This window comes from Grimontia indica (assembly GCF_000333895.2).
Classification (GTDB): Bacteria; Pseudomonadota; Gammaproteobacteria; order Enterobacterales; family Vibrionaceae; genus Enterovibrio; species Enterovibrio indicus.
The window spans coordinates 98635-124309 of sequence record NZ_ANFM02000014.1; the positions used below are offsets into that span (position 1 = coordinate 98635).

Here is a 25675-nt window from a genome sequence, read left to right on the forward strand (position 1 = left end):
TTACGTCCTACGTTAAACAGGCATGTTCATCAGTTCTTTGTACGCTTCGACCAGCTTGTTGCGGGTCTGCACCGTTGCTTCGAAAGCAACGCTGGACTTGTTACGCGCAATCATCACATCTGAAAGGCTGACGCTGCGGTCGCCTTGGTCAAAACGTGTCGCCAACTCACTGGACGTCTTTTGAATGCCATTCACGGAGTTGATGGCACCGGACAAAAGTTCGCCAAAGTCTTGAGAGACTTGTTGACCAGTCGCAGCACGTGACGTGTTCTGCGCTTCCAATGCCATGGTCTGCATTTCATGCTGCATCGGGTTAATTTTCATAGGTCGTCCTCGCTGTCAAAACTTTGGCAATTCCCGTCAGTTCGGGCTTTTTGGGCTATCTGATTACTATTTATGCAATTATTAAGCCAGTTATTATAACGTAGTCACTCAGCAAAAAGCACCGATTCACTGAGGAATGTCGATCCCCGCATCACGCATTTTGGCGAGTTTATAGCGCAAGGTTCTTGGACTGATGCCTAAACGTTCAGCCACATCTTTCCGGCGACCTTCACAGGCACGAATCGTATCCAGAATGATGGCGAACTCCTGATCGCGAAGTTCACTTCCCAGGCTGTCAGAAGATGCAGTAACAGGTTCGGAATGGTAAGACTCAACGCGATTTGGCATGGCCTGTGGTTGAATGGTCGGTGACACAGCTTCACTGCCAGCAACCAGATTCTGCAAGCTTCCTGCGTCTTGCCAGTCAACGCCTTCCAGAAGGATGTCGACAGCTTCAATCACTCCCTGATTGCAAAGGATCAAAGCGCGTTGCATCACGTTGTCCAGTTCACGCACGTTCCCCGGCCAGCGATACTGTGTCAGTTTTTCGGCAGCGCCTTGGGTCAGTTGCGGAACCGCTTGTCCGAGCTTGCAGCAATGGCGTTTCAAAAGGTGTTCGGCAAGCGGAATGATATCTCCAGCGCGCTCACAAAGCGGCAACCAGGAGATTGGGAAAACATTCAGACGGTAGTAAAGGTCTTCTCGGAAATTTCCTTCTTCCACGTACTGGCGAAGATCGCGGTTACTGGTGGCCAGTACGCGCACATCCAGTTTGATGCTCTTACGGCTACCGAGACGTTCCACTTCACGTTCCTGAAGCACACGCAGCAGTTTGGCTTGGAGTGCCAAATCCATCTCACTGATTTCATCAAGCAAAATGGTGCCGCCTTGCGCTTGTTCGAACTTACCCGGACATGCCTGAACAGCACCGGTAAATGCGCCTTTCTCATAACCGAACAGGGTCGCTTCCAGCATATTTTCCGGAATCGCCGCACAGTTGATGGCGACAAAAGCTCCTTCAGAACGCAAAGACTGACGGTGAATATGGCGCGCCATGACTTCTTTACCTGAACCGCTTGGGCCAAGGATCATCACGTTCGCATCGGTCTTCGCTACACGGTCCGCCAATGCAATCAGTGCCTGACTTTTCGGGTCCGCGACCACAGCATCACTCGTGTCAGCCTTAACCGGCGCATAACGGCTCACCATATTCAGCAGCACTTCGGGCGCAAACGGTTTGGCCATGTAATCAATCGCACCTTCTTTCATGGCGGCGACTGCATCCTGAATATTGGCGTAAGCCGTCATCAGCAGCACTGGCAAGTTGGGGTAGTTCAGCTTGAGGTTTCTAAGCAAACCCAATCCGTCCATCCCTGCCATCTGAACATCAGAAACCACGATGTCGACAGTTTCATTTTTCAGCAGTAACAGAGCCTGTTCGGCGCTGTCTGCTTCAAGCCACTGGTAACCTGCAAGTGCAAGGGTATCCACCAAGGCTTCACGCAAGCCTTCATCATCTTCAACGATAAGTACTTTGCTCTGATTCATTGTGCTTCTCCTGATACCTCTTCCTGCGTGGTATCGCAGTTGTCTGCCAGCGGTAGGCAGAGCGTAAAACAGGCACCCTGGCCCGGTTGAGATTGAAGAGTCAGCCTGCCTTTATGGGCATGACAGACCATTTGAACAACAGCGAGACCAAGGCCTGTGCCTTGCTGTCTCGTTGTGAAAAAAGGTTCGAGAATTTTGCTTTGAAGTTCCGGGGCGATACCGGGGCCATTGTCGGCAACCGACAAGAACAGTTGTCCCTGTATTTCACGGGCATCGACAACCACTTTGCTGCCTTTACCTGCCACCTGAATGGCGTTAACCACCAGATTCGACAGGGCACTGGCCAGCGCATTCATATTGCCAAGCAGCTGGTGAGATTCATCATCACAGTTGATTTCAAAGTCGACTTGCTGACTGCTCACCAGGGCTTCGACCATAGGCTCAAATTCATTAAGCAGGTGCTCGAGCGTAAAAGTGTTCACGACTTTGTTGTCGCCACCTTTGGCAAACAACAACATGTCATTGACCTGCTTTTCGAGATCATGAAGCCTGTCCACCAGCTTCATCTGGAAGCGTTTACGGGTAGGCTCATTAAGGTTTGGCGCTCCAAGGTTTGCTGCATAGAGCAAAGCACTGGAAAGCGGGGTACGCACCTGATGCGCCAGTGAGGCGACCATCTTACCCAACGAGGACAGACGCTGGAGATCGCTCACACGTGATTGCAACAGGCGGGTTTCCGTCATATCGGTGATCAGAATGAGCTGACCGGAATCAGAGGCGGAAATGCCGAGTTTCACTTTGCGTCCGTCACGCAGTGAAACTTCATGACCATCATCTTCACGGGGCGAGAAGGCACGGTTGATCACATCAACCCAACGCTCTTGTGTTAACGGTGTACCAAGCAAACGAAATGCTTCTGGGTTGGCTTCCGCCACACGGCCGTAGGGATCGAGCAGAATAACGCCTGCCGGCATGACATCTAACACTTGTTTGTATCGTAGAACCTGCTGATCAACGGTTCCCAAAGGAGAATAATTCGCTTCCATGATGCTCGACTATTTAGCTCTCTTTTTCTGACGCTAAGTAGCTCTAAGCAGGGAATGTGCCAATTATTAAATCATTGAAAATCAGTAGATTAAGCAAGATGGAAACAAAAAAGCGAAGTCAAAAAAATGACTTCGCTTTCCGGTTAACATTTTTAATGAAAGGTGTTCACACCCAAACAACCCGAAGATGCTCATATTCAGTTCGTTTGGGTATAAATCAGGTCACGTCTTCTTTGTTGAGACCGTACTTACGCATCTTCTCAACCAGCGTGGTGCGTCGCATACCCAGCATGTCGGCTGCACGGGCAACGATACCCATTTGCGCTTCGAGTGCCTGACGAATCATTTCCACTTCCAGGTCCGCCAGCATGGCTTTCAGATCAACACCTTCCGGTGGTAGCCCTGCTGCTGAAGGACTCGCAAAGCCCGGCATTTCTTCCTCCGGCTCATCCATCGCAAACACCGCATGCAGTGCGTCACGCTCCAGATCTTCTTCGGCTTCCAAACCGCCCAAGGTTTCTGGCTGGAACTCCGGAATATCGCTGTAGCGATACTTCTTCGGCAGTCGGTTTACATCCACCATCTGACCTGGGTACAGAATCACCATACGCTCGATGAGGTTAGCGAGTTCGCGGACGTTGCCCGGCCATTCGTGCTCCATCAAAGAACTGATCGCACGTGGCGTCAGGTGAACCTGATTGGCTCCCTCTGCTTCCAAACGCGCCATGAGTTCTTGAATCAAAAGCGGAATGTCTTCAATGCGCTCGCGCAGTGCTGGCATTTCGATTGGGAACACATTCAAGCGATAGAAAAGGTCTTCACGGAACGAGCCCTCTTCAATCATGGTATCGAGGTTGCGATGTGTCGCCGCGACAACGCGTACATTCACCTGAATGGTCTTATTGCCACCAACACGTTCGAAACAACGTTCTTGAAGTACGCGTAGCAGCTTAACCTGCATTGGCTGCGGCATATCACCAATTTCATCCAGGAACAGCGTGCCACCTTCTGCCAGCTCAAAACGGCCTTTACGCGCAGAAATCGCGCCGGTAAATGCCCCTTTTTCGTGACCGAACAGCTCACTTTCCAACAGTTCCGGTGGTATCGCACCGCAGTTCACTGGCACAAATGGCCCTTTCCCGCGTTGCGAATGGTAATGGATGTTACGTGCGACAACTTCTTTACCGGTGCCGGATTCACCCAGAATCAGTACGCTGGCATCGGTTCCTGCAACTTGCTCAATAAGATGACGAACATCGGCGATCGCTTCACTGCGACCGACCATGCTTCTGAAGAGCGTATTTTTTCGGCTAAGTTGAGGAATATTGAATGCGCGCTTGCCGGAAAACTCCTGACAGTGTCGGAGTGCATCAGCAAGTTGGGGATAATTTAGTGGCAGCTCGAGCTCACCGACGAAGTTTGGCAGTCCAGACAATTCCGCTTTGTGTTTTGCAAGCGCAATAATAGGAATGTGATTATTAATCGCCAAACTATCCAGCACTTGGGATAAGCGCTGCGGTGAGTGGATGTTACCCAGAAAACAAGCACCCTCGGCCTGCTTCCAGTGCGAATCATTTAGCTCAGTGGTTGAACATAGCAGGTATTGCTCACCAATAAACTCCAAGATAACGCCTAAATCGTGACGAAATTTTTCATCATCCTCGATAACAAGAATCTTCGTTAAACCTTGCATGTGTGAGATATATCTGCCCTAAAACCATCTAAGTCATCGGCGCGACGGATGTCACCAATAACAGAATAATCCAGCTATTGTAATTATTGCTTGGTATAAGGCAACTAGAGACACAATAAAGCTGTGACTCCAGTGCCAAGACAGATTAGATTGTAGTGAATCTGACGCGTTTTTATGCGTCTGCAGAGGTGATATTGTGATACTCAGCCGGTATTTGATCCCACGCTGATTTAATTTCGCGCAAAATATCGACAACTTCATCGATCGGCGCTTCCAGGTTGTCTCGGTTAGCCTCTGAGATTTGGCGGATCATGTAGTCGTAAAGCGCATCCAGGTTAGAAGCAATCTCCCCACCTTCTTCCATCGACAAACAAGTACGCAAGCTGATGATAATATCCAGCGCCTTACCCAGACGTTCACCTTTCACTGCAATGTCGCCTTGCAGCATCGCTGCTTTGCCCTGAACCAAACGTTCAATAGCACCTGCCATCAGCATTTGAATCACTTTATGTGGTGATGCCGCACTCAACTGGCTGTCTACTGAAACCTTTTTGTAGGCCTGAAGTGACCCTCTCATAACATTCCTCACCTACTCGAACTTTTTGTAAATTTGCACTGACTGACGCCCTTTCTTAAAACGACTGGCATGGGCTGCAGCACTATCACGTTGTACTTTTATAAGGCTAAATAACTGCTCAGTTCTGGCAATGGCCTGTGACCAAGCGGCTTGTTCCGGCTTCTCCGGCAACATCGTGATTTCTGCCAGACATTGTTTTCGAATATTCAATAACCGTGCCATCTCATTGGAATCAACAGGGTCTGAATTCAGTACTGCCAGAAGCTGTTCATCAATCTCTGACAGTTGGGATAGCAAAGCGTGCATGGTTAACTCGCTTACATCGACGGCATGATATTCATCATGGCCGACAGTTGAGATTGCATCTCTGCCATCGCGTTATCCATGGCGGAAAACTGCTTTAATGTGCGGTTTTCCAAATCTTCCATTCGGCGATCCAATGTCTGCTGCTCATCTTGCAAGCGCATACGTTGATCGCCCAAGCTGGATTCGCGGTTGCGAATAGCACCGCCAACACCAGTAAAGTTCTGTACGGTTTCTTCCACCTTGCGGGCGAAACCCTGATTACCACCGAAGAAACCTTCCAATGCCCCGAAGTTACGCGTCAATTGTTTGTCCAGCAGGTTGTAGTTGATTTCCAACCGGCCATCCATCGTGGTGGAGATACCTAGCTCGCTCAATGTTTTGAGCGAATCAGGCGCACCTTCAATTGGCGTAGAAAACAAAGAGCGCATCTGGTTGACCGCGGAGCGAATCACGCTGTCACCCACCAAAGGGCCGCCCTGTTGGGTTTCAGGGTCGTACTTCGACAATGCTTTTGTCACTTGGTAGAACGCGTTGTAGGCGTCCACAAACTCTTCCAGTGACCCTTTCACCGTGTCCCTGTCTTCGTCCACAGTGACAATCACAGGGCCATTTGACGGCGAAGTCAGCTGGGACACATCGATGTTGACGCCGCGAATGGCATCAGAAAACGTATTGGTGTCGCTGGACACAGATGCCAGACCATCAATCAGAATGCGGGCATCCAACGCCGCCTGCATCTCATTCATTGAGTTGCTCGGGCTGGCAGGGTCATAAGCCAGTGCTTGCAGCGGTGACGTCACCGGTGCGTTCACACTGACGGAAATTTGGTTATCGACACCGGTTTTATCACCACCGAGGATCAATCGCGCACCGCTGTCATCATTGATAACGGATGCCTTGATACCAGGGTTATTCGCACTGCTGTTGATGGTGCGGACGATATCGAGCAAGGAGCTGCTGTTTTCGTCGATATCTATGGTCGTGGTTCGGCCGCCCAGACTCAGCGTGATTTGCCCAGCGCCAAAATCGGCCTTGGCATCTAAACCGTCAGAGACGAGTTTATGGGACTGTGCGAGTTGCTGAACGTCGATGGAGTAAACGCCGGTAACGGCTTGGTGGTCGGCGGATGCGGAGACAGCTTCTTCGTTGCTTGAAACTGTACTCCGCGCCGCGAAGGTATTGTTACGGCGAAAGTCATACATCAAGTCTTTCATCGTATCGAGGGAGGTCTTGAGTCTACCGTAGGCGCTGATGTTAGTTTCAACATCGTTCAGGCCTTTAACGATTCGCTCTTGTTTAGGCGCACGCTCAGCTTCAACAATTTTGCTGACCATGGAGTTGATGTCCATGCCACTGCCAAGGCCCGTTGCGCTTAAACCCATTTTTCACTCACCTCAGTTATACCTTTTCTGCAACGAGCCCCCTCGCATGAAGAGACAGTTGCTGTGCTAGCTCTAGCATTTCTTTCTCAGGAATCTGTCTGATGATGTCACCGCTACTCATTTCGTAAACAGTCACAACACTTCTTCCAGAACTCTCATCGAGTCGAAATGACAAGCCTTTGTTAAAGGTAGACACAAACTCATCCAGTCGCTCAACCAGCATTTCGAGCTGTTCTTGCTGCATCTCCCGTGTAGCTTCAAGTTTTTGGACTTGTTCTACCCGGCGTTGAGACAGCTTTTCAACATTCTCTGCCATCTGCCGCTGGTTCGTGATGTTGGGTTGAGTCCCCTCCACAGATTGTTTACTGCTAGCAACTTTCGTGCCTGACTGTGGAGTCACATGAGACAGGGATGACGTAGAAACGGATGATAGGTCCATCGTAGTTCACCTCCTGTTAGCTATTGACGGTGAGGGGCAAGCTCACCGTCATTTTTGGTCTTGCTATTAGCCTAACAGGCTCAGTGCAGCTGACGGTGCTTGCTTCGCTTGTGCAAGTATAGACGTACCAGACTGCTGCAGGATCTGAGATTTAGTGAACTGCGTCGTTTCCTTAGCAAAATCAACGTCTCGGATACGGCTGTTAGAAGCACTCACGTTTTCGTTAACGTTATCCAAGTTAGAGATTGCGTGGCTCAGACGGTTCTGCTTCGCACCCAGTTCTGCACGGTGTGAATCGATGTATTGCATCGCGTTATCCACCAGGCCAACAGCGCGCTGTGCACCACCAACAGTACTGACGTCAACGTCTTGTACGGTTTGGTCAACTTTCGCTGCACCTGCGATACCCAGAGAGGTCGCCAGTGCGCCGGTGAATGCTACGTCTGCGCCAGAGGCAGAAACGATTTGCAGTTCGCCGTTTTCAGTCACAGATGCAGAAACTTTGCCGTCTGCTTGACCGTTGATATAGGTCGCCACTTCTTCCACGTCATCGCCTGCTTTTGCAGAAACGTTGATGGTTGCTGTGGTACCGTCAGCGTTGGTGATAGACATAGATAGTGTTGCTCCACCCGTTGCGGTCCAAGCAGCCATGTCAGCAGACGCAGCTACAGTCGCTTTATAGGTCGCACCACCCATCATTGCTTCGTCAGCTCGGATGTTCTTGAATTCCATGAAGACCGCTTCACCAGCGTCAGCACCGATTTGGAATGCTTTAGTACCGTAAGTACCGTTCAGCAGTTTCGCACCACCGAAAGACGTCGTTTCCGCGATACGGTTCAGTTCGTCTTGCAGAGCAACGATCTCTTCCTGGATTGCCACACGCTCTTGGTCACCGTTAGCACCGTTAGCAGATTGCAGTGACAGGTCACGCATACGCTGCAGGATGTTGGTGGATTCTTCCATCGCACCTTCAGCGGTTTGTGACATTGAAATACCGTCGTTTGCGTTACGTACTGCAACGTCCAGACCACGGCTTTGCGAAATCAGGCGGTTAGAGATTTGCAGACCTGCTGCGTCATCCTTTGCGCTGTTGATACGGAAGCCCGAAGACAGACGCTCCATCGAATTGTTCAACGCATCGGTTGAGCTGTTCAGGTAGCGCTGAGCGGTCATTGCAGGCACGTTAGTGTTTACTGTAATAGCCATAACTATTCTCCTTTGGTACTAAGTCCGGCTTCCGCCCAGCAACCCAGGGAAAACCAGTTCTAAATCTCTCACAACCCATGTAACGGCACGTTTGGAAAAACCTTTACACCTTTTTTCCTACTTTTTTTACAAGCCACCTTAGAGGGTGAAAAGCCGTAAAATCATGGTGCTATGAAGGTTTTCGCCTTAGTGGGGAAAAACTTTAGAGATGATTTAAAAAATTTGTCGGCAAAAATACACTGAGGAGAGAAAAAGCCATTAATAACAAGGCATAACAAGGAAAGAAACTGGATAGGGTGTTAATCTTTTCGCTGAAAAAATGCACAAAAAAAGCGGCAATGGCTTGCCGCTTTTCGGGATCTATATTCCAGATTACTGGAGGAGGTTGAGCGCCGCCTGTGGCAACTGCTTCGCCTGCGCAAGAATAGAGGTACTTGCCTGCTGCAGAATTTGCCCTTTGGTGAGCTCTGTCGTTTCTTTCGCGAAGTCAGTATCGCGGATGCGGCTGTTAGACGCAGAAACGTTCTCTTGGATGTTCGACAAGTTACTGATGGTATGGCTCAAGCGGTTTTGCTTCGCACCCAGGTCAGCACGCTGACTGTCGATGTACTGCATCGCTGAGTCGATAATACCCACGGCCATCTGTGCACCACCCGCATCACTGACGTCGATGTCTTGCGTCGTGGTTGCAGCACCTGCACCGGTCACTAAGCCCAGAGAGGTTGCCAGTCCACCACCAAAGGTGACGTTGCCAGAGAGCTTCTCTTCCGCAACGAAAATCTGTAGTTGGCCAGCTTCATCAACAGACGCCGTCACCATCTCATCAGATTGACCATTAATATAGGTCGCGACTTCCTCAATATCGTCGCCAACTTTGGCATCGATGTTCAGGTTAATGGTATTACCGTCTTTCGTTGTAAATGCCATGGTCAGTGTCGCGGCAGTGCTCGCCACTTCCCAACCTGCTGATTTGCCGTTTGCGGCGATAAACTCGGTACCACCCATGCGGAAATCATCAGCACGAATACTGGTTAAGCCCATGATGATGGCCTCACCCGAATCAGCACCAATTTGGAAAGAAGCTTCACCGAATGAGCCATTCAGAAGACGACGGCCACCAAACGCAGTGGTTTCTGCGATACGGTTAAGTTCGTCCTGAAGCGCTGACACTTCTTCCTGAATCGCGATACGTTCAGACTTACCATTCGCACCATTCGCCGATTGCAGAGACAGGTCACGCATACGTTGCAGGATATTGGTGGATTCCTGCATTGCACCTTCTGCAGTCTGGGCAATGGAGATACCATCGTTAGCGTTGCGCATCGCAACATCTAGACCACGGGTCTGGGCGATGAGTCGGTTCGAAATCTGCAGACCAGCGGCGTCATCTTTCGCACTGTTGATCCGACTACCAGACGACAAGCGTTCCATCGACGTATTGAGATCGTTTGTCGACTTGTTCAGGTAACGCTGCGCAGTCATCGCAGACACGTTGGTGTTAACTGTTACACCCATTTTGCTCTCCTTTGACTTTCGCGTATTTTGCGAAACAGCCTACCCGCGACAAACTTGTCCGAATGTAGAAGCGGGACCAGCCTTCAGTTCGTTATCAGGAACGGTATCAGTGCAACTGACACCTCATGCCGAATATTATTCAAATAGCATGCCAATTTTTGGAAAGTCTTGTTTATCATCAACTTAGAAGCAACGAGAGCGAAGTCGTTCAACAAAACGGCAAATAATTTGATTTTCTCCTCAAGAAAATCGGCAACTTGCCGCCTCCGGTCATTGCCTCTTCATAACCATAGCACCAGATCTTGTAATTAAGAGGGATGAATCACATTTTGTTCGAATAAATTTTCATTCTCAAAACAGAGACAAAGCAGTCCACCTTCTAAACACGTGCGAGTTTATCCATAAAATAAACGTCTTCCGGCACGGTATTTGCTGTCTTTTATTTAGTTTAAAAACTTAAGTTTTTCGCTCGAATAACTATATGGATTCCTTATGAACAATCCCTCCCAAACCAATGAAAGTGCTATGACACTGGAACAAGCGTTTGAGCATGGCGTTTCGCTCTATCAACATCAAAAAAAACGCGAAGCCCGAGAGGTGTTCGAACACATTCTTTCCCATGCGCCTGATGCCCTGCCTGTCCTGCAGGTACTGGCGGTCATGGACAATGAAGAAGGCGCCTGGCAGAACGCTTTGAAAAAGCTCGACCATGCACTGACTATTGAACCCGGCAATGCCTCTCTCCTTTTCGATAAGGCAACCTTGCTGACAGAAAACGGCATGAACAAGGAAGCTCTTGAAATTGTTGAAGCCTTGCTAGGTGTGGCACCTGATCACCAGGAACTATTGGCGATGCGGCAACAACTTACCGCGGCAATCGGCAATCTGGGCGAAAGTCGCCGCACGGCAAAGCAAATGCATCAGGCGTCAGCACAAAAAAATGCCGCCATGGATGCCGAAGTTCAGGAGACACTGGCGCTGGCTGACCAAATGGTGGCAAGCGGCAATCTGGATCAAGCTAAACAACTCTATAACGCCGTGATCAGCGTGGCTGGCGACAACCCAGCGGCATTGCTTGGTTTGGCAAAGCTTTATATGGGCGAGGAAAACTTTGGCCTTGCACGCCAAAACCTGCTCCGTGCGTTTGATATTGAGACGTCAGAAAAAGAAGTGGTGGTTCTACTCAGCCACAGCGCCATCAAGATTGAAGACTACAAAGCAGCGCGTGACCATGCCCGCTTCGGCCTCAACACCTGGCCGGCAGAGCCTCTCTTTTGCCGCTTGATTGTGCTGAGCTACGAAAAAGAAGAGAACTGGCTGGAAGCCTACCGACAAGCGAAAACTTTCATCAAGCCATACCCGACTGACGTGGATTTGCTGAACAGGCTGGCAACAGCAAGCTTCCAGTTGCTGCGCACTCGCCATAATTTCACGCCAGCGGCAATTTTGGAATGTCAGCAACATATTCAACAGGCGGCAAGCGTGGCAAACGAAGAAAACAAGCTGCGCCTTTCCACTTATCTTGCGGAAGTACTCTGGTACAAAGGTGAAGCCAAAACCTCAAAAGCCCTGCTTGAAGATTACATCGCCCAATACCCTGACGACGTAGAAGCGGGTTTCAACATCAGTTTTGTTTACCGTACCCTCGGCGAATGGGAAAACTACTACCGCGCCAATGAGCTCGGCCTGACTTGCCATCGTCGCCTCCAATACAGTGGCAACATGCCTCAGTGGAACCTCGAACGCCCGAAAGATGACGTTGTACTGGTGATGCCAGAGCAAGGCGTGGGGGATGAAATCCTTTATTTCCATAATCTTGCTTTGGTTCTGGAAAACACCCAAAAGGTTTATGTGGCCTGTGATCCTCGCTTGGAATCTGTGCTCAACCGCGCGTATCCAGAGGCTATTATGGTGCCGATCAAACGTATTGAAGGCGAAAGCATTCATATTCCAGAGGAAGTGATGAACGACATTACCTCTTGGGTGGCGGGCGGCAGTTTGGCGGGTATCTGCTTTGAAAAACATGGCCGTCACGTTTACCAGTCTGGTTACGTGAATTTGCCGGAAGACACCAAAACGCACTGGCAATCGACATTAGCAGAGATTCGTTCCGTTAACGCTGACAAGAAACTGATTGGTATTTGTTGGAGAAGTGGCCTTGCCGCCGCAACCCGTAACATCCATTACCTGATTGCAGAAGAAGTCGCGCATTTGGTGAAACAATTCCCGGATGCGGTGTTTATCAATCTTCAATACGGGGATTGCAGCAAAGAACTCAACAAGATTGAAAAGCTTTCCGGCGTACGCATTATGCAGCTTGAAGGTCTGGATCTACGCGATGACTTTGAAGGCACTGCTGCGGTGATTAAAGGATTGGATGCCGTAATCACTGCGGGTACCGCGGTGCATCGTCTGACCACTGCCGTTGGCACACCTTGCCATGTGTTCTTTGCCGGCACGGAAGAGTCTGATTTCAACCAGCCTGAACCTTTGTATTGCGACAGCGAGTTCGGTTACTTCTACCCACCTATGCTGGAAAATAAATACCCGCTGCTGGAATCCATTGTACGCCATATTCAGGCAAGCTGATTCACAGCCAAAACAAAAAGGCCGCATCATAGTGATGCGGCCTTTTTTCTGAATTCACTGAACAAATTCTTTCGGCGTGCACCCTTCCCAGCGCCGGAAAGCTCGGTGAAAAGCTCTGGGCTCCGAAAATGCCAACCAATAGCTGATTTCCTTAATACTCAGCCTGCCCTGCTTTAAGTAAGCCACAGCCAAATCATGCCTAGTCGTATCCAGAATATCCTGAAAGGTTTCCCCTTCGGCTTTGAGCTTTCTGTATAGCGATTGCGCGCTAACCCCGAGACTGTCTGCAATCTCTTCTGCACTCGCTTTTTGGTGATGAAGACTGTCCACAATCCGCTTTTTCACTTCATTGGCAAAGGAGCCCGAAGCGGCAATCTCTTGCATCAATTGCCTGGCATGTTCCGATAAGACGCCATGAATATATTCATTACTGCCACTTAACGGCATATTGAGGAATCTTGTGTCGAAGACCAGTTGATTAAATGCTTTGCTACCCAGCACTTCACACCCCAGCAATCGGCTGACTGCTGTTTGTTCTGCGTCAGACAAATGGCGGGTCAATTCTATATGCGCATTCTGAACCGCATCCGGCGGCAAATTCTGACCAGAGAAGGCCACGAAGCCGCCCAACATCCTGTCGGTATGTTTCTCCAGTTCCCACTCCTCGTTTTCATTCAGTATCCGCAGATAGGCAATATCCTCCTCTTCCACTAATACGATACGCTGAGCTTGATTGAGCAGCGGTGACATTTCGCTGAGTTGCTGCAGAGAATGACGCAACGTCGGGCTATGTTTGACGGCCTGGCCTAATGCACTTGCACCTTTGAAATCCGGATCGATGCCAACCCTAAACCCAAGCAGTGGATCGTTTCTCTGAGCCAAAGCCAGTTTCCAGAACGCGTTATAGATATTGAGCCCGCATCTCTCATCTGGCGAGCTTTTTAGGTCTTTCGGCAGTTTTAGCTGTGTTTTAACCGCTTCGGTATCCCATCCCAAATCTGACAGGATCCTGTCGAGCCCCAGCAAAAAGCCCATGACCAACGTTGGTGAAGTGTCCATTTCCATCCCTTGATGACCAGAGTCCCTATTTGATGTCTACGGTCTCTGTGACTGTCATGGCTCCGATACTAACATTTGAAAAAAATGCAAAGGGAACGAGGGAAGAAAAATGCGTGAAGAAACAAATGGCCGCCGTAAGTTTTTAAAAGGATTGATGGGTGTCGGTGTTGTGGTCGCTGGCGGTACCGTCTATCGTGCGGTTGATAACGGCGTATTCAGCGTCGGTAAAGGTGAGCCATTTACACCTTGGACCGACTGGCAATCGGCGTCAAAAAGCGGTGAACTCGCCATCATTAACGCAGCCGTGCTTGCCGCGAACCCCCACAATACCCAGCCTTGGATTTTTGAATTGCGCGACAACGCGATTTGGCTCTACGCAGACACAGCGCGCCATTTGGGCACCATGGATGTTTATGGCCGTGAACTTTGCATAGGTTTGGGATGCGCCGTGGAGAATATGGTTCAAGCCACTCCCGCGTTCGGGTTTGAAGCGACAGTATTGCTTGGCGACACAGACCTGACCAAACAAACCTGGAGCGGCGTGCCTATGCATGTCGCGACGATAACCCTGACACCGACAGGAAAGCAGGAGCAAAGCGAGCTTTACCAAGCCATTGGTCACCGACATACCGATCGGGGGGAATACCAGCGCGATACGCCGATCGATGCTTCGTCAATGTCTGCATTGACGGCAATGGCCAACGAGAGCTTTCCTGATGTCAGCCTTTCCCTGCTGACGACGAAAGTAGAACGTGACGACTTTACCCAACAAACGGTCAATGCCACCCGCTTTATTGCCGCCGATCATCAGATGTCTTCTGACAGTTTCCGGTGGTTCAGACTGAGCCATAAAGAGATGCAAGCGCACCGTGATGGTGTTTACATCGATACTGCCGGGTTGCCGCCTGCCATGAGAGCCATCAGTAAAATCATGCCGACCTTATCAGAGGAGTCATCGAATCAATATTGGATTGAAGGTACGCAACGCACCATGGAATCTACACCAATGCATGGCTTGATCACGCTGAATAATCTCTACAGCTCAAAGCAGAACATTGAAGCTGGCAGGTTGTGGCAACGCATTCATCTTTGGTCGACGACACAAGGTATTTCGATGCAGCCGGTTAACCAAACCTGTGAAGTGATAGACAGACAAAAACAGCTAGAACAGCCACAGACTTTTGCCGACGATCTGCGCGCGTTATCCGGCAAACCTCAATCTGCCACTTTTGCTTTCCGGGCTGGCTACCCAACCCTGACTGCAATCCCCAGCCCTCGTCGCGCCTTGAAAGACGTGGTCGCCAGCGCATAAATAAGGCCTGTTGGGCTTCGGTATAAAAAGAAAAAGGTCAGCACGTGCTGACCTTTTGATTGAGTGGTGACTTTACGCTTCGGCAACCAACTGCGACGGGCATGATGGGCGTCGCGTCTCTCTTGCCGACAGCAGCAACAAGCCAAAGGCCACAGCACCTGCCAGCAGCATCGCCAGAATCACAGTGTGATAGTCGTAGAGTTCGGCAACAAAACCAACCGTCACGCTGGATGCCAAACTTGCTATCATGATGGCGTTATTGAACAAGGTTGTTGCCACACCCATCTGGTTTGGCATCTTGTTCTGAATCACTACCATCCCGAGGCTTGCACTGATACCAACCGCCAAGCCGTTCAGCATTTGCAACGCATACATTTGCCAAAGTGCACCCGCATTAAACAGCAAGGCATAGAAGAGGCATGCCGCTGCCGCACTGAGCACCATCAAACGTTGAGGCGCAATTTTAGCCGCCCATAGGCCCGCCAGTACCATCACGGGAATTTCCACAAACGCTGCCAAGCCGAGTAACTGACCCGCCACTGATCCTGCCATATCCAGTTCCTTTGTCACATACAAAGGGATCGACATGACGTACATGTTGTTGGCCAAAAACAACATGAACACCGCGCCCAGATATAACGGCGCTCCCGGGATTTTGTGCCATGACAGGCGCACTTCCGCTTCACCTTGAGTATCCGTTTCTTTGATTTTGGTTGACGGGAACATACGCCAAACAATCAATACCGAAATAACCATGGTGACAGCAGCAAACAAGAATGCGCCGTTAAAACCGAAGGCATCGTACAGGATGAAAGCCAGTGGCGGGCCAATAACCCAAGACAAGGACATCATGGCGCGCATCAGCGATACAAACAGCGTGCTGTTATCGCCAAGGTTCTTGTCCGCAAACTCGCGGCCAAGTGCAAAAGTCTGTGGTAAAGCGGCGGCCGAAAAGCTCGAGATGAAGATCATCACAGCCAGCGCCAGATAGAAGTCGCGGATCATCATGAACAGTGCCATCACAACGATAAACGCGCCTTGCGCCAGCAAGATGATTTGGCGGCGTTCCCAACCCACATCTGACAACTTGGCAATACGCTGCGAAACCATCACTCCGCTAAAAATCGAGATGGCGAGAAACACGCCCATTTGCAACGGCGTAGCGTCCAATCCATCGACAACAAAAATCCCTAAAAGTGGATAGAAAAAGCCACCGCCGAGACCAGCAAACAAGCTGACCAGCAGGTAACAAAGCGCGGCTTTATTGGTCAAAAAACTTACGTAGTTTTTCATGAATTATTTCCCATAAAAATGGTGTATACAGTCGTCTGATTGAACAGTCTGTCTGACTATCTCTTTCTTATTTGTGATGCAGTTTAGGGACAAATATGCACCTCGTGTGATAGCTATCGAGCAACCGCTGATACTATTCATTCAATTTCTTCCAACTCACTGACAATCCGGGTAAAACTACAACTGCACTAACCTTTACCAAGCGAGAGAACTTCATGCGGCCAACCATTGAACGCGTTCATAAAGCCGTCAGCCCTAGCTGGCACTTTACGGATTACCATTGCATCGAGCCTAAGATTGGCGTGCAGTGCGGCTGGCATTACCACGATGAAATCGAGCTGGTGCTCTACTACGACCCTCATCATGTCGCGCCAGGTAAAATCATCATTGATGATTACGTCGGCGAGGCAGCACATGGTTATGCCTATCTCACTGGTCCCGGTTTACCGCATATGCTGACCCGAGTGGCTTCGACGGCCACGCCGGAGCGTCCCAGCAGCTCACATGTGCTCTGGCTTGATCAGTCTTGGATTCAATCCCTGGTGGTCACGGTGCCGGCATTGTCTGCCGTCAGTGACATGTTGGTACGCGCAAACAAAGGGCTGATGTTATCCAAAGCGACGTTCGATGCTTTGTACCCTTTGATGAATGGCGCGTCGCAGCTGAAACCTGCCGCACAGTTTGTGCGGGTGGTGGAAATCCTTATGCTGCTGTGTGAAGACAAATCAGCGCAAACACTGACTTCTCGCCCTTTCTGCTTTTACGTGGCGAAAGATACGCCAATTCTCGACAAGCTGGAAAAAGCGCAGCAGTTTATCGCCGACAATTACAATGCGCAAATATCTGTTCAAGATATATGCAGCCACCTCCACATGAGCGAAAGCTCGGTGTACAGGATGTTTGAAAAGCATTTTGATGACAGCTTCTCAGACCACCTTAAAAATTATCGACTTGGAAAAGCCTGCGAGATACTGGTGCGCTCCAACATCCCAGTGTCAGTTGTGGCGGAGCGGGTGGGATTTTCTAACCTGTCGAACTTCAACCGGCAGTTCAAAACAGCAAAAGGGATGACCCCAACCGAATTCAGGAAGTTGTTTGGGTAGGAAACGGCTTGAAATAAGAGTTCCCAGTGTCTGGGAACTCAGTGGCATTAGATGTAGTTGAAGAGCGAGAGGTCTTTGGTCTTGGCAAAAGCCTGCTGAGAAGCCTGCAATGCCAACATGTTTTCATTCATGTCGATCACCGCTGTCGAGTAATCCAAATCTTCCATGGTGCCAAGCGAACGGTTAAGCACCAGCTTGAAGTCTTTGTGCATGCCTTCCTGTCTGTCCAACGTCGTCAGACGGGTACCGACTTCAGAGCGTGCTTTGTTGAGATGCTTGAACGCAGCAGAAAACTGTTCGGTGACCTGATGCAACTCTGCCGTCGCTGAAGCATTGAAGATACTCTCGTGTGATAGCTCGATACCTTTCTTGAACGCATCAAACACGTTAAACGTATCCTGACGCTCCAGCACAATCTTGTCACCATCCAGCATTTCGCCTTCAAAACTCAGGCTGAGTGTTCCCCACTGCACACCGTTTTGCGGATCGTAGACTCCGGCACTGACCACGCTGCCATTTTGGGTCAGCTCATAAGTGGTTTGGCCGCCACTATCCACGCTAAAGCTCACCGCATAGTCAGAGTTATCAGCATTATTGGTGTTTTTGGCTTGTGCCAGCAACAGCAAGGAACCGCTGTTCAAATCGTATTCCGGTTGATAGTCACCGAACGGGTTTTTGATTTCCATAAACACCTGATCGCCCGGATCGCTGGTTTGCACTTCAACCGCCGGAGCGACTTGCGCGGTGCGGTGATAACTGTCGCCGGCATAACGCACATTCAGCGCACTGTCGCGATAGAAAGGTTGCTTACTGGACTGGGTACCAGAGAACAGGAAATTGCCTGATTCATCTTTCGCGTTGACCAGATTCATGAAGTTGTCGAACAGACCTTTGAGATCCTGGCGGTGAGCCGTGCGGTCATCATCAGACAAGGAACCGTTGATCATTTCCATCGTCTTACGTTTCGCGCTATCGACCAACTGTTCGGCATCATCCACCGCGATTTCCGCACGGGTTTGGCGGTTGCGGGCAAGGGTGATCGAATCGATGTATTGATCGAGCTGTTTATCCTGCTGGCGGAAGTTCTGGATATAAATCGAGGAAACCGGATCGTCCCCCGCTGTAAGCACACGCTTACCCGTGGCAAGCTGGTCTTGGTTATCCTGCAACTTCACCTGCTGACGCATCAGGTCATTCGACACTGACTGGTAGTTGTGAAAACTGGCAATACGGCTAATCATCACTCAGATCCTTATCGGGTTGCATTCAGCAGAGTTTCAAAGGTTTCATTCGCGGCGGTCATGATTCGGGAAGACGCCATGTAGGCTTGCTGGAATTTCATCATGTTTGCCGCTTCTTCATCGAGGTTAACCCCGGAGATCTCTGCTACACGCCCTGCCGCTGCATCATGTTCAACGCGGCTGACATCCTCAAGGCGGGCAAAGGAGGCTTTCTGTACACCTAAATCCGTGTTCAGGCCTTCATAAACGTCAATCAGACTGGAACGGCCACCATCCATCAGTTTCTGGGTTTGAAGCTGCTGCATGCGGATAAGGTTACCGTTCTCACCGTCTGCAGGAAGCAAACTCACTGCAAAGATATCTTCTGCTGCCGCGCCCGGTGTCAGCTCAAACGTGGTGCCATTGACGGTCACCGGAGATGCTGGCGGATAGGCTTGCGGTGCAAGGAGAATATTGCCTTTCATGTCCAGAACAGCAAACTGAGATGCATCAGGAGAAATCGCCACCTGAAACTCTTGTTGCGCGCCTTGTTGAAGCACTTTCAGATTTCCCTGACCAGTGATAACAGAGGTGGAGCTGATATAACTCTGGGCGGCAATTTTTGCCGGGTCTTCCATGGTGACGGCAATCTGGCCGGCACCTTGACGCACTGGACGGAGAATGACGCGTTCGCCCGCAGCCAGACCTACATCAACCTGAATGCGCAAGCCATCATATTCAATCGACGGTGGCGAACCGGAAGGCGTAACAGCAACCATGTTCTTTTCCGGATCGACCAAAGTGTATTGGCTACCATCAAACTTCAAGTGGTAATCGCCAATTTTCAGTTGCGCCAAATCGTCGATATAGACTTTCAGTTCGGCTGTGGAATCCGACGCTTTCACCACGCGATCACGGGCGAAGTCTTCGCTGTTGAAATCCACATAAATGTTTTCACCCACCTGACCAGCAAGATCAAAACCCTGCGATTGCAGCTCGTTGATCGACATGGCAAAGCCTGCGGCTAAGCGGCCAAGTTCATCACGGGCCTGTGCCAGCGTGTTATCACGGTATTCGAACATCGCCCCCAGCTTGCCGCGAATGTCACCATTGTCGATGGGTTTGAGTGCTTTACCTTCCACCAGTGCCAAACGGCGTTTCTGGTAGTCCGGTGTGCCCGGCACCGTTTGCAGTTCACTGGCATGCAAGCCGGAAACCAATGTATGACCGCTACCGATAATGACGTTATACAAGCCATCATCACGCTGGTTCACACTGACTTGGGTAAATTCAGAGAGCTCATTGATAAGCTGCTGGTGACGGTCAAGCAAATCGTTATCCACCGCCTGCGATTTAAGGATCGCTTTATGGATATCCACAATCTCCGCACCAATGTCATTCATGCGTTTTAGTGTGGCGTCGATTTGGACGGTGGTATCCGCTTCCTGGTTTTGCAGAACATTGTTGATGTCGTTGAGACCGGCAGCAACCAGACGAGATTTTTCCAGCACCACTTTACGGGCGCCCATGTCACTTGGGCTGTCTGCCAGCCCTTTTACCGCGCCATAGAACTCATTCATGTTCTCTGGAATTTTCTTCGCAGAGTGAGACATCATGTCATCCAACATGGTGAGTTGACTGTTACGGGTTTGAGCGTGAGCCAATGCAGAGGTGGTGATATTCAATTCGTTAACGGCAAACTTATCGTAGTTGCGGCGAACGGCTGCCGCGTGCACGCCGTGGCCCCATTGGTTTGCCGACCAATAGGCGGAGTCATTGGCACGCTGCTCAACGGACTGACGGCTGTAGCCATCAGTATTCACGTTCGAGATGTTGTGACCCGTTGTGTTCAGCTGCCGCTGTGCTGTCAGAACGCCCTGAGAACCGAGCGTCAGCAGATCAAACCCCATTCTGCCCCCGTATGCGGAAACGCATAACCTACGAAATTGTCTATTGAGCAGAACAATTCAAGAATCGTGCCACAGAGCTTAAGGTCTGAAATTCAATAAGATAGGTGAAGCTTTCAACAACTTGGCTTCTCTCCGAGCCCCAGAAGGCAAGGGATTGCCGCCAAACAGTATCAACTGTTGAGCCAGCTCCAAAGACCAAGCGAAAAGTTAGGCAAAAGATCGATACCCAGGAATGACTTCAGCAAATAGAGAGAGGTGATCACAATCGAGAACAGCACAAAGCTACTCAATAGCAAAACCAGCACACGTCCAGCATTGGCTGCCTTCTCTTCAGCACGGGTAAATTCACGGCGGTTACGTCCAAAGAGGAATACCAGGTAGTAGTTCCACCCAAACCCACCAATGACGGTTCTAAAATCTATCGCATGACGAGCCTTGGCACGGGTGCCAAACATGAGTTTAAGCTGGAGTAATTGCGCATCGGTGAAGGATTCCGCAACATCCTTCGGAGTTCTCTCCAGAAATGAGCGGATAAACGGATCGCGCTGAATAGAGCCGCTAGAATGCTCTGAGATGGTTTTTTGTCCCTGTTCGGGTTCTCTTTCCTGCTTGGGTAGCTGCTCTGCCATTTGCCTTCACCTTTCGCTGCGACAGAGCGGAAAACAACAAACCGCCCTTGCGGATTATTGTTCCATCATGCCTTTAACACGGTTAAACACACTGATCACTTTGTCGGAGTACTTAGGATCCGTTGCATAGCCCGCTTGATGCAGACCACGGATAAACTGTTCAGGCTCTGCGGTCTGTTGTAGGGCGTTGGCATAACGCGGATTCCGGTTCAGAAAACTCACGTAATCATTAAAACTGTCTTCATATGAAGCATAGGCACGAAATGACGCCATTTCCTGAACAGGGATATCATCATGGAATTCCAGCGTCTGGGTGGCTACTTTGTTACCATCCCAGCGGGGATCCGCTTTGATGTTAAAAAGGTTATGGCTGGAACCACGCGCATTGGCGATCACTTTCTTGCCCCAACCCGTTTCCAGTGCGGCTTGCGCAATCAAAATGGCAGGATCTGTCCCTAAGGTACGAGCGGCCTTTTTCGCGTATGGCGTCAAACGGCTAACAAACTCATCCGGGGTTTCAAAAGGCTTACTGGCTTCTACTTTTGGTACAGCATTTTGCTGCGCTAACATGTGAGCGCTTGGAATAACGGTGTCATCAGAAAGCGGTGGCAACACTTGCTGTGCAGTCTCCTCTTCCGTCATGTTTGGAGCAAGTGGCAGCGTTGGCTGCAGGCGAATGCGATCGCTCGCGCTGTTGTCACCCACATCCATCGGTTCGCTGTTTTGCAATCCTTTGAATTGCTGAACAATCAGATCGGCTAGCCCCAACGAACCTTCACGGGAAAGCGCACTGGAAAGCTGTTCGTCTGCCATTTGTTCATAGAATTTGGAAGTGCGGTTATCAATCAAATCTGACTCGAAGGCTTCGTTGGCACTTCGCATCGATTTGAACAGCATTTGGGTGAACAGAGCTTCAAACTGCTCTGCCGCAGCGTGCAAGGCATCGTCTGATTGCTCGCCGTTCGCCGCTTTCTGGCGAAGAATATCCAGTCGGCTGAGGTCGTGAATAAATCCGGTATCTAATGGTGCTTTCATGGCTTAAATCACTATCAGTTGACCGTCGATAGCGCCCGCTTGCTTGAGCGCCTGCAAGATTGCCATCAAGTCTGAGGGTGCCGCACCAACGCCATTCACGGCGCGGACCAAATCATCCAGCGTGACACCGGGTTTGAAGTGGAACATGCGGCCATCTTCTTCCGTCACTTCCACACCGGAATCCGGCACGACTACGGTTTCACCGCCAGAGAATGCACCCGGCTGGCTGACCTGCAGATTTTCGTTAATGGTGACTGTCATGCCGCCATGTGTGATGGCCGCAGGACGAAGACGTACGTTTTGACCCACCACAATGGTGCCTGTGCGGCTGTTCACGATGATTTTTGCCGCAGCATCGGCCGGAACAAACTCTAGATTTTCTACCGTAGAAAGGAAGGCAACACGTTGGGACAGATCACGGGGTGCACGGACACGCACTGAGGTAGCATCCATTGCCGATGCAGTATTTGGCCCAAGGAAACTGTTGATGGAGTCCGCCATGCGCTGCGCGGTGGTGAAGTCAGATTCGAACAGGTTGAAGGTAATGTGATCGCCACGACCAAACGGTGAAGGCACTTCCTGCTCGACCGTCGCGCCGTTGGTGATGCGGCCAACAGTTGGCGTGTTACCGACGATAGAGGAACCGTCTGCACCTTCCGCACTGAAGCCACCCACAATCAGGTTGCCTTGTGCCACGGCGTAGACTTTACCATCCAGACCTTTCATGAAGGTTTGTACCAGCGTACCGCCGCGCAAGCTCTTTGCAGAACCGATGGACGACACTGTGATGTCAATTTTCTGGCCTTGCTTTGAAAATGGCGGCAACTCAGCACTGACGGCCACCGCTGCCACATTCTTGGTTTTCGGTTTGGTGCCCGGTGGCAATTGAATGCCGAAGTTTTTCAGCATGGCATTAAAGCTTTGATCGGTAAACGGCGTGCTCTCACCTGTTCCGGCAAGACCTACCACTAATCCGTATCCCACCAATTGGTTGCTACGTACACCTGCCACTTCCGACACATCTTTAATGCGGGCAGCTTGTGCCGCTGGGGCAACCAATAGGGCGATTAAAAACAGCTTTAGCCAACTCTTCACGTCAATTCTCCGGCATCTTTTCTATGCGTTATAGAACGACATTAAAGAATCGTGCCAAGAATCCCTGATCCTGCGTATCCTGACGATCGCCAGTGCCTGAATACTGGATGCGGGCGTTGGAAATACGCGTCGAGGCGATGGTGTTCTCTGACGTGATGTCGTCTGGGCGAATCGTACCGCTCAAACGGATATATTCATCGCCAGTGTTCAGCGTCAGCCATTTCTCACCACGAATCAGCAAGTTACCGTTCGACATCACATCAATCACTTCAACGGAAATCGAACCAGAAATGCTGTTGCTCTGGTCTGCACTGGTCGAGCCGCTGGTAGAGTTATCATGCGCGGCGGCATATGACAGGTTGCGGTCGCCAATCGTCACTTCCTGACCACCTAACGACAGTGGGTCCATGCTCAGGTCGCTCGATTTTGCCGCGTCGCTGCTGGCGCTCTTTTTAGCCTGCGTTTTCTCTTCCAGCATCACAGTCACTATATCGCCAATGCTGCGCGGTTTGGTGTCATCGTAAAGATCTTGCGCACTCACTGCACTGAACAGCGAGCCTGTTGCCGTCGCATAGTGTTCCGGCTGACGGGTCGGATGAAGTGGTGTCCAGTTTGGATCACCGGCTACCGGATCTTCGCGTTCACGAAGCAGGCCAATCAGCCCTTCACTACCCGGTTCGGTATTACCTTCAACCGCGTCAGTTTCTGTTGTGCCCTGCACCACTTCGCTTTGATTTTCCGCCAAAAAGGCTTCTGGATTCATCATTTCACAGCCGGAAACCGTCGCCAGCATAAATCCTGTGATCAGTAACTTTTTCATCCGCCTTTTACTCCTTTATAGCTGCTGGTTGACGTAGCTCAGCATCTGGTCGACAGACGAAATCACTTTGGAGTTCATTTCATAAACCCGCTGCGCTTCGATCATGTTGACCAATTCTTCGGTGACGTTAACGTTGGAGGTTTCCAGCATTGATTGTCTGACACTGCCAAGGCCATCAAGACCCGGTACACCCTCTTGTGGGTCACCACTCGCGCCCGTTGGCAGGTAGAGGTTTTGTCCGATAGGCTCAAGGCCGCCTGGGTTGATGAAGTCAACTGTCGTGATCTGTCCGATAACGGCATTGGCCTGCTGTCCACGCAATCTCGCAGAGACTTCGCCATCAGTACCGATAGTCACCTGAATGGCATCCGGCGGTACGACAATTTCTGGCTCCAGTGGATAGCCCGCACCAGAGGTCACAATCACGCCTTCGTCATTCAGCGTGAATTGACCGTTGCGCTGGTAACCGATGTTGCCGTCTGGCAGCAAAATCTGGAAGAAGCCGTCACCTTCGATCATCAGGTCGAGGGCGTTGTTGGTAGTTTGGGCATTACCATTGGTGTGAACGCGCTGCGTTGCCACCACTTTCGAACCGGCACCCAACATCAAGCCGCTTGGCAGTTCAGTGTTCTGTGAAGACTGACCGCCAGGCTGGTTGATGTTTTGATAAAACAGATCTTCAAAAACCGCGCGGGACTTTTTAAAGCCCACTGTCGAGGCGTTCGCCAAGTTATTCGAAATGGTCGAAATGTTGGTCTGTTGTGCGTCTAGGCCGGTTTTACTCACCCACAGTGCTGGATGCATACTGAATTCCTCTCAATTAACCCATGCGCAGCAGAGAGTTAGATGCTTGATCCATTTCCTCTGCGGTTTTCATTAGTTTGACTTGCATTTCAAAGTGACGCTGAAGGTCAATCAGCCCCGTCATCTCATTTATCGGGTTGACGTTACTGCCTTCCAGTGCGCCAGTCAGAAGTGACACTCCCGCGTCAGCTTCATACACGGTGCCGGGATTAATCGGCTTGAATACACCGTTTTTGTCTTTAAAAAGCTCATCGTTATTCGGGCGGACAAGTTTGATGCGGTCGACTTCTTCCATCGCTTCCGGTGGCGCGCCTTGTGGCAACACAGACACTGTACCGTCAGTCCCGATTTCAATTTTCGAAACCGGTAAAGGAAGGAAGATTGGCGCGCCGCGCTCTCCTAGGATCAAATGGCCGTGACCATTTTGCAGCATTCCCGTTTGGTCAACTTTTAGGTTACCGACTCGGGTGTAGCCCTCTTGACCTGTGCCATCCAAAACCGCCAGCCAACCGTCACCTTTAATAGCAACGTCAAGTTCACGACCAGTGGTGATAGTTGAACCTTGTGCAAAGCTGTATCCAGGACGCTCTGTCATATTGAACACACGGGTCGGTAAGCCTTCTCCGTATGCTTGCATAGCACGAGCCTGTTCCAGGTCTGCGCGAAAGCCAGTGGTACTGGCGTTTGCCAGATTGTTGGCACGCAGCTGTAAAGCCTGCATATCTTGTTTGGCGCCACTCATGGCGAGAAATAGTGCGCGATCCATTAAG

General features: G+C 50.5%; 23 protein-coding genes. 3 read left to right on the top strand and 20 right to left on the bottom strand.

What is annotated here, in order from left to right:
- Positions 1-12: 12 nt before the first annotated feature.
- The 10 genes from fliE to D515_RS08880 all read right to left on the bottom strand — a co-directional run bounded on the left by fliE (position 13) and on the right by D515_RS08880 (position 10036).
- The gene (fliE, locus tag D515_RS08835; RefSeq protein ID WP_002537874.1) at positions 13-324 is read right to left on the bottom strand and encodes a flagellar hook-basal body complex protein FliE; all 312 of its coding nucleotides are present in this window, start codon (positions 322-324) and stop codon (positions 13-15) included.
- A 126-nt stretch (positions 325-450) separates the two neighbouring features.
- A complete protein-coding gene (locus tag D515_RS08840; RefSeq protein WP_002537875.1) occupies positions 451-1872 on the bottom strand; it encodes a sigma-54-dependent transcriptional regulator in 1422 nt (473 codons plus the stop codon).
- Positions 1869-2918 carry a sensor histidine kinase gene (locus tag D515_RS08845; RefSeq protein WP_002537876.1) on the bottom strand — a complete coding sequence of 350 codons (1050 nt, stop codon included), beginning with the start codon at positions 2916-2918 and terminating at the stop codon, positions 1869-1871. Before D515_RS08845 ends, D515_RS08840 begins: the two co-directional genes overlap by 4 nt.
- 217 nt (positions 2919-3135) lie before the next feature.
- On the bottom strand, positions 3136-4611 hold the full coding sequence (locus tag D515_RS08850) for a sigma-54 dependent transcriptional regulator (RefSeq protein WP_002537877.1): 1476 nt from the start codon (positions 4609-4611) through the stop codon (positions 3136-3138).
- Positions 4612-4783: 172 nt separating this feature from the next.
- Positions 4784-5188 carry a flagellar export chaperone FliS gene (gene fliS, locus D515_RS08855; protein WP_002537878.1) on the bottom strand — a complete coding sequence of 135 codons (405 nt, stop codon included), beginning with the start codon at positions 5186-5188 and terminating at the stop codon, positions 4784-4786.
- A gap of 12 nt (positions 5189-5200) precedes the next feature.
- Complete coding sequence (locus tag D515_RS08860; RefSeq protein ID WP_002537880.1) at positions 5201-5494, bottom strand: hypothetical protein; 294 nt, start codon at positions 5492-5494, stop codon at positions 5201-5203.
- An 11-nt stretch (positions 5495-5505) separates the two neighbouring features.
- Positions 5506-6876, bottom strand: coding sequence for a flagellar filament capping protein FliD (gene fliD / locus D515_RS08865; protein ID WP_002537881.1), 1371 nt, complete (start codon positions 6874-6876; stop codon positions 5506-5508).
- Positions 6877-6892: 16 nt separating this feature from the next.
- Positions 6893-7315: a flagellar protein FlaG gene (locus tag D515_RS08870; protein WP_039849824.1), complete on the bottom strand. Its 423-nt coding sequence runs from the start codon at positions 7313-7315 to the stop codon at positions 6893-6895.
- A 66-nt stretch (positions 7316-7381) separates the two neighbouring features.
- On the bottom strand, positions 7382-8521 hold the full coding sequence (locus tag D515_RS08875) for a flagellin (RefSeq protein ID WP_002537884.1): 1140 nt from the start codon (positions 8519-8521) through the stop codon (positions 7382-7384).
- Positions 8522-8893: 372 nt separating this feature from the next.
- Positions 8894-10036, bottom strand: a complete 1143-nt coding sequence (locus D515_RS08880) for a flagellin (protein WP_002537885.1) — start codon at positions 10034-10036, stop codon at positions 8894-8896.
- A 492-nt stretch (positions 10037-10528) separates the two neighbouring features.
- Here D515_RS08880 and D515_RS08885 point away from each other — a divergent pair, with 492 nt between their 5' ends.
- Positions 10529-12625: a tetratricopeptide repeat protein gene (locus D515_RS08885; RefSeq protein ID WP_002537886.1), complete on the top strand. Its 2097-nt coding sequence runs from the start codon at positions 10529-10531 to the stop codon at positions 12623-12625.
- Positions 12626-12679: 54 nt separating this feature from the next.
- Here the strand turns inward: D515_RS08885 and D515_RS25005 are convergent, their stop codons facing one another.
- Positions 12680-13684 (bottom strand): helix-turn-helix domain-containing protein, encoded by a 1005-nt coding sequence (locus tag D515_RS25005; RefSeq protein WP_051997488.1) that lies wholly within the window; start codon positions 13682-13684, stop codon positions 12680-12682.
- Between the two features lie 109 nt (positions 13685-13793).
- Between D515_RS25005 and D515_RS08895 the strand changes: the two genes are divergently transcribed.
- On the top strand, positions 13794-14996 hold the full coding sequence (locus tag D515_RS08895; RefSeq protein WP_002537890.1) for an Acg family FMN-binding oxidoreductase: 1203 nt from the start codon (positions 13794-13796) through the stop codon (positions 14994-14996).
- A 72-nt stretch (positions 14997-15068) separates the two neighbouring features.
- Here the strand turns inward: D515_RS08895 and D515_RS08900 are convergent, their stop codons facing one another.
- The gene (locus D515_RS08900) at positions 15069-16289 is read right to left on the bottom strand and encodes a sugar efflux transporter (protein WP_002537892.1); all 1221 of its coding nucleotides are present in this window, start codon (positions 16287-16289) and stop codon (positions 15069-15071) included.
- 215 nt (positions 16290-16504) lie between these two features.
- On the opposite strand from D515_RS08900, the gene D515_RS08905 reads away from it, so the two are divergent.
- A complete protein-coding gene (locus D515_RS08905; protein ID WP_002537894.1) occupies positions 16505-17392 on the top strand; it encodes an AraC family transcriptional regulator in 888 nt (295 codons plus the stop codon).
- Between the two features lie 47 nt (positions 17393-17439).
- Here the strand turns inward: D515_RS08905 and flgL are convergent, their stop codons facing one another.
- From flgL to flgF, 8 genes are all read right to left on the bottom strand, one after another.
- Positions 17440-18633 carry a flagellar hook-associated protein FlgL gene (gene flgL / locus D515_RS08910; protein WP_002537895.1) on the bottom strand — a complete coding sequence of 398 codons (1194 nt, stop codon included), beginning with the start codon at positions 18631-18633 and terminating at the stop codon, positions 17440-17442.
- 11 nt (positions 18634-18644) lie between these two features.
- On the bottom strand, positions 18645-20522 hold the full coding sequence (flgK, locus tag D515_RS08915) for a flagellar hook-associated protein FlgK (RefSeq protein ID WP_002537896.1): 1878 nt from the start codon (positions 20520-20522) through the stop codon (positions 18645-18647).
- Positions 20523-20692: 170 nt separating this feature from the next.
- On the bottom strand, positions 20693-21151 hold the full coding sequence (locus tag D515_RS08920) for a hypothetical protein (protein WP_002537897.1): 459 nt from the start codon (positions 21149-21151) through the stop codon (positions 20693-20695).
- 54 nt (positions 21152-21205) lie between these two features.
- Positions 21206-22186 (bottom strand): flagellar assembly peptidoglycan hydrolase FlgJ, encoded by a 981-nt coding sequence (gene flgJ / locus D515_RS08925; RefSeq protein WP_002537898.1) that lies wholly within the window; start codon positions 22184-22186, stop codon positions 21206-21208.
- A gap of 3 nt (positions 22187-22189) precedes the next feature.
- Positions 22190-23281 (bottom strand): flagellar basal body P-ring protein FlgI, encoded by a 1092-nt coding sequence (locus tag D515_RS08930; protein WP_002537900.1) that lies wholly within the window; start codon positions 23279-23281, stop codon positions 22190-22192.
- A 28-nt stretch (positions 23282-23309) separates the two neighbouring features.
- Positions 23310-24101, bottom strand: coding sequence for a flagellar basal body L-ring protein FlgH (gene flgH / locus D515_RS08935; protein ID WP_002537901.1), 792 nt, complete (start codon positions 24099-24101; stop codon positions 23310-23312).
- 15 nt (positions 24102-24116) lie between these two features.
- Entirely contained in the window at positions 24117-24905 is a 789-nt protein-coding gene (gene flgG / locus D515_RS08940) for a flagellar basal-body rod protein FlgG (RefSeq protein ID WP_002537902.1), read from the bottom strand.
- A 16-nt stretch (positions 24906-24921) separates the two neighbouring features.
- Complete coding sequence (flgF, locus tag D515_RS08945; RefSeq protein WP_002537904.1) at positions 24922-25671, bottom strand: flagellar basal-body rod protein FlgF; 750 nt, start codon at positions 25669-25671, stop codon at positions 24922-24924.
- Positions 25672-25675: the final 4 nt, after the last annotated feature.

Coding starts and splice junctions, on each gene's coding strand:
- fliE (WP_002537874.1), bottom strand. CDS start 324: ATGAAAATTAACCCGATGCAGCATGAAATGCAGACCATGGCATTGGAA.
- D515_RS08840 (WP_002537875.1), bottom strand. CDS start 1,872: ATGAATCAGAGCAAAGTACTTATCGTTGAAGATGATGAAGGCTTGCGT.
- D515_RS08845 (WP_002537876.1), bottom strand. CDS start 2,918: ATGGAAGCGAATTATTCTCCTTTGGGAACCGTTGATCAGCAGGTTCTA.
- D515_RS08850 (WP_002537877.1), bottom strand. CDS start 4,611: ATGCAAGGTTTAACGAAGATTCTTGTTATCGAGGATGATGAAAAATTT.
- fliS (WP_002537878.1), bottom strand. CDS start 5,188: ATGAGAGGGTCACTTCAGGCCTACAAAAAGGTTTCAGTAGACAGCCAG.
- D515_RS08860 (WP_002537880.1), bottom strand. CDS start 5,494: ATGCACGCTTTGCTATCCCAACTGTCAGAGATTGATGAACAGCTTCTG.
- fliD (WP_002537881.1), bottom strand. CDS start 6,876: ATGGGTTTAAGCGCAACGGGCCTTGGCAGTGGCATGGACATCAACTCC.
- D515_RS08870 (WP_039849824.1), bottom strand. CDS start 7,315: ATGGACCTATCATCCGTTTCTACGTCATCCCTGTCTCATGTGACTCCA.
- D515_RS08875 (WP_002537884.1), bottom strand. CDS start 8,521: ATGGCTATTACAGTAAACACTAACGTGCCTGCAATGACCGCTCAGCGC.
- D515_RS08880 (WP_002537885.1), bottom strand. CDS start 10,036: ATGGGTGTAACAGTTAACACCAACGTGTCTGCGATGACTGCGCAGCGT.
- D515_RS08885 (WP_002537886.1), top strand. CDS start 10,529: ATGAACAATCCCTCCCAAACCAATGAAAGTGCTATGACACTGGAACAA.
- D515_RS25005 (WP_051997488.1), bottom strand. CDS start 13,684: ATGGACACTTCACCAACGTTGGTCATGGGCTTTTTGCTGGGGCTCGAC.
- D515_RS08895 (WP_002537890.1), top strand. CDS start 13,794: ATGCGTGAAGAAACAAATGGCCGCCGTAAGTTTTTAAAAGGATTGATG.
- D515_RS08900 (WP_002537892.1), bottom strand. CDS start 16,289: ATGAAAAACTACGTAAGTTTTTTGACCAATAAAGCCGCGCTTTGTTAC.
- D515_RS08905 (WP_002537894.1), top strand. CDS start 16,505: ATGCGGCCAACCATTGAACGCGTTCATAAAGCCGTCAGCCCTAGCTGG.
- flgL (WP_002537895.1), bottom strand. CDS start 18,633: ATGATTAGCCGTATTGCCAGTTTTCACAACTACCAGTCAGTGTCGAAT.
- flgK (WP_002537896.1), bottom strand. CDS start 20,522: ATGGGGTTTGATCTGCTGACGCTCGGTTCTCAGGGCGTTCTGACAGCA.
- D515_RS08920 (WP_002537897.1), bottom strand. CDS start 21,151: ATGGCAGAGCAGCTACCCAAGCAGGAAAGAGAACCCGAACAGGGACAA.
- flgJ (WP_002537898.1), bottom strand. CDS start 22,186: ATGAAAGCACCATTAGATACCGGATTTATTCACGACCTCAGCCGACTG.
- flgH (WP_002537901.1), bottom strand. CDS start 24,101: ATGAAAAAGTTACTGATCACAGGATTTATGCTGGCGACGGTTTCCGGC.
- flgG (WP_002537902.1), bottom strand. CDS start 24,905: ATGCATCCAGCACTGTGGGTGAGTAAAACCGGCCTAGACGCACAACAG.
- flgF (WP_002537904.1), bottom strand. CDS start 25,671: ATGGATCGCGCACTATTTCTCGCCATGAGTGGCGCCAAACAAGATATG.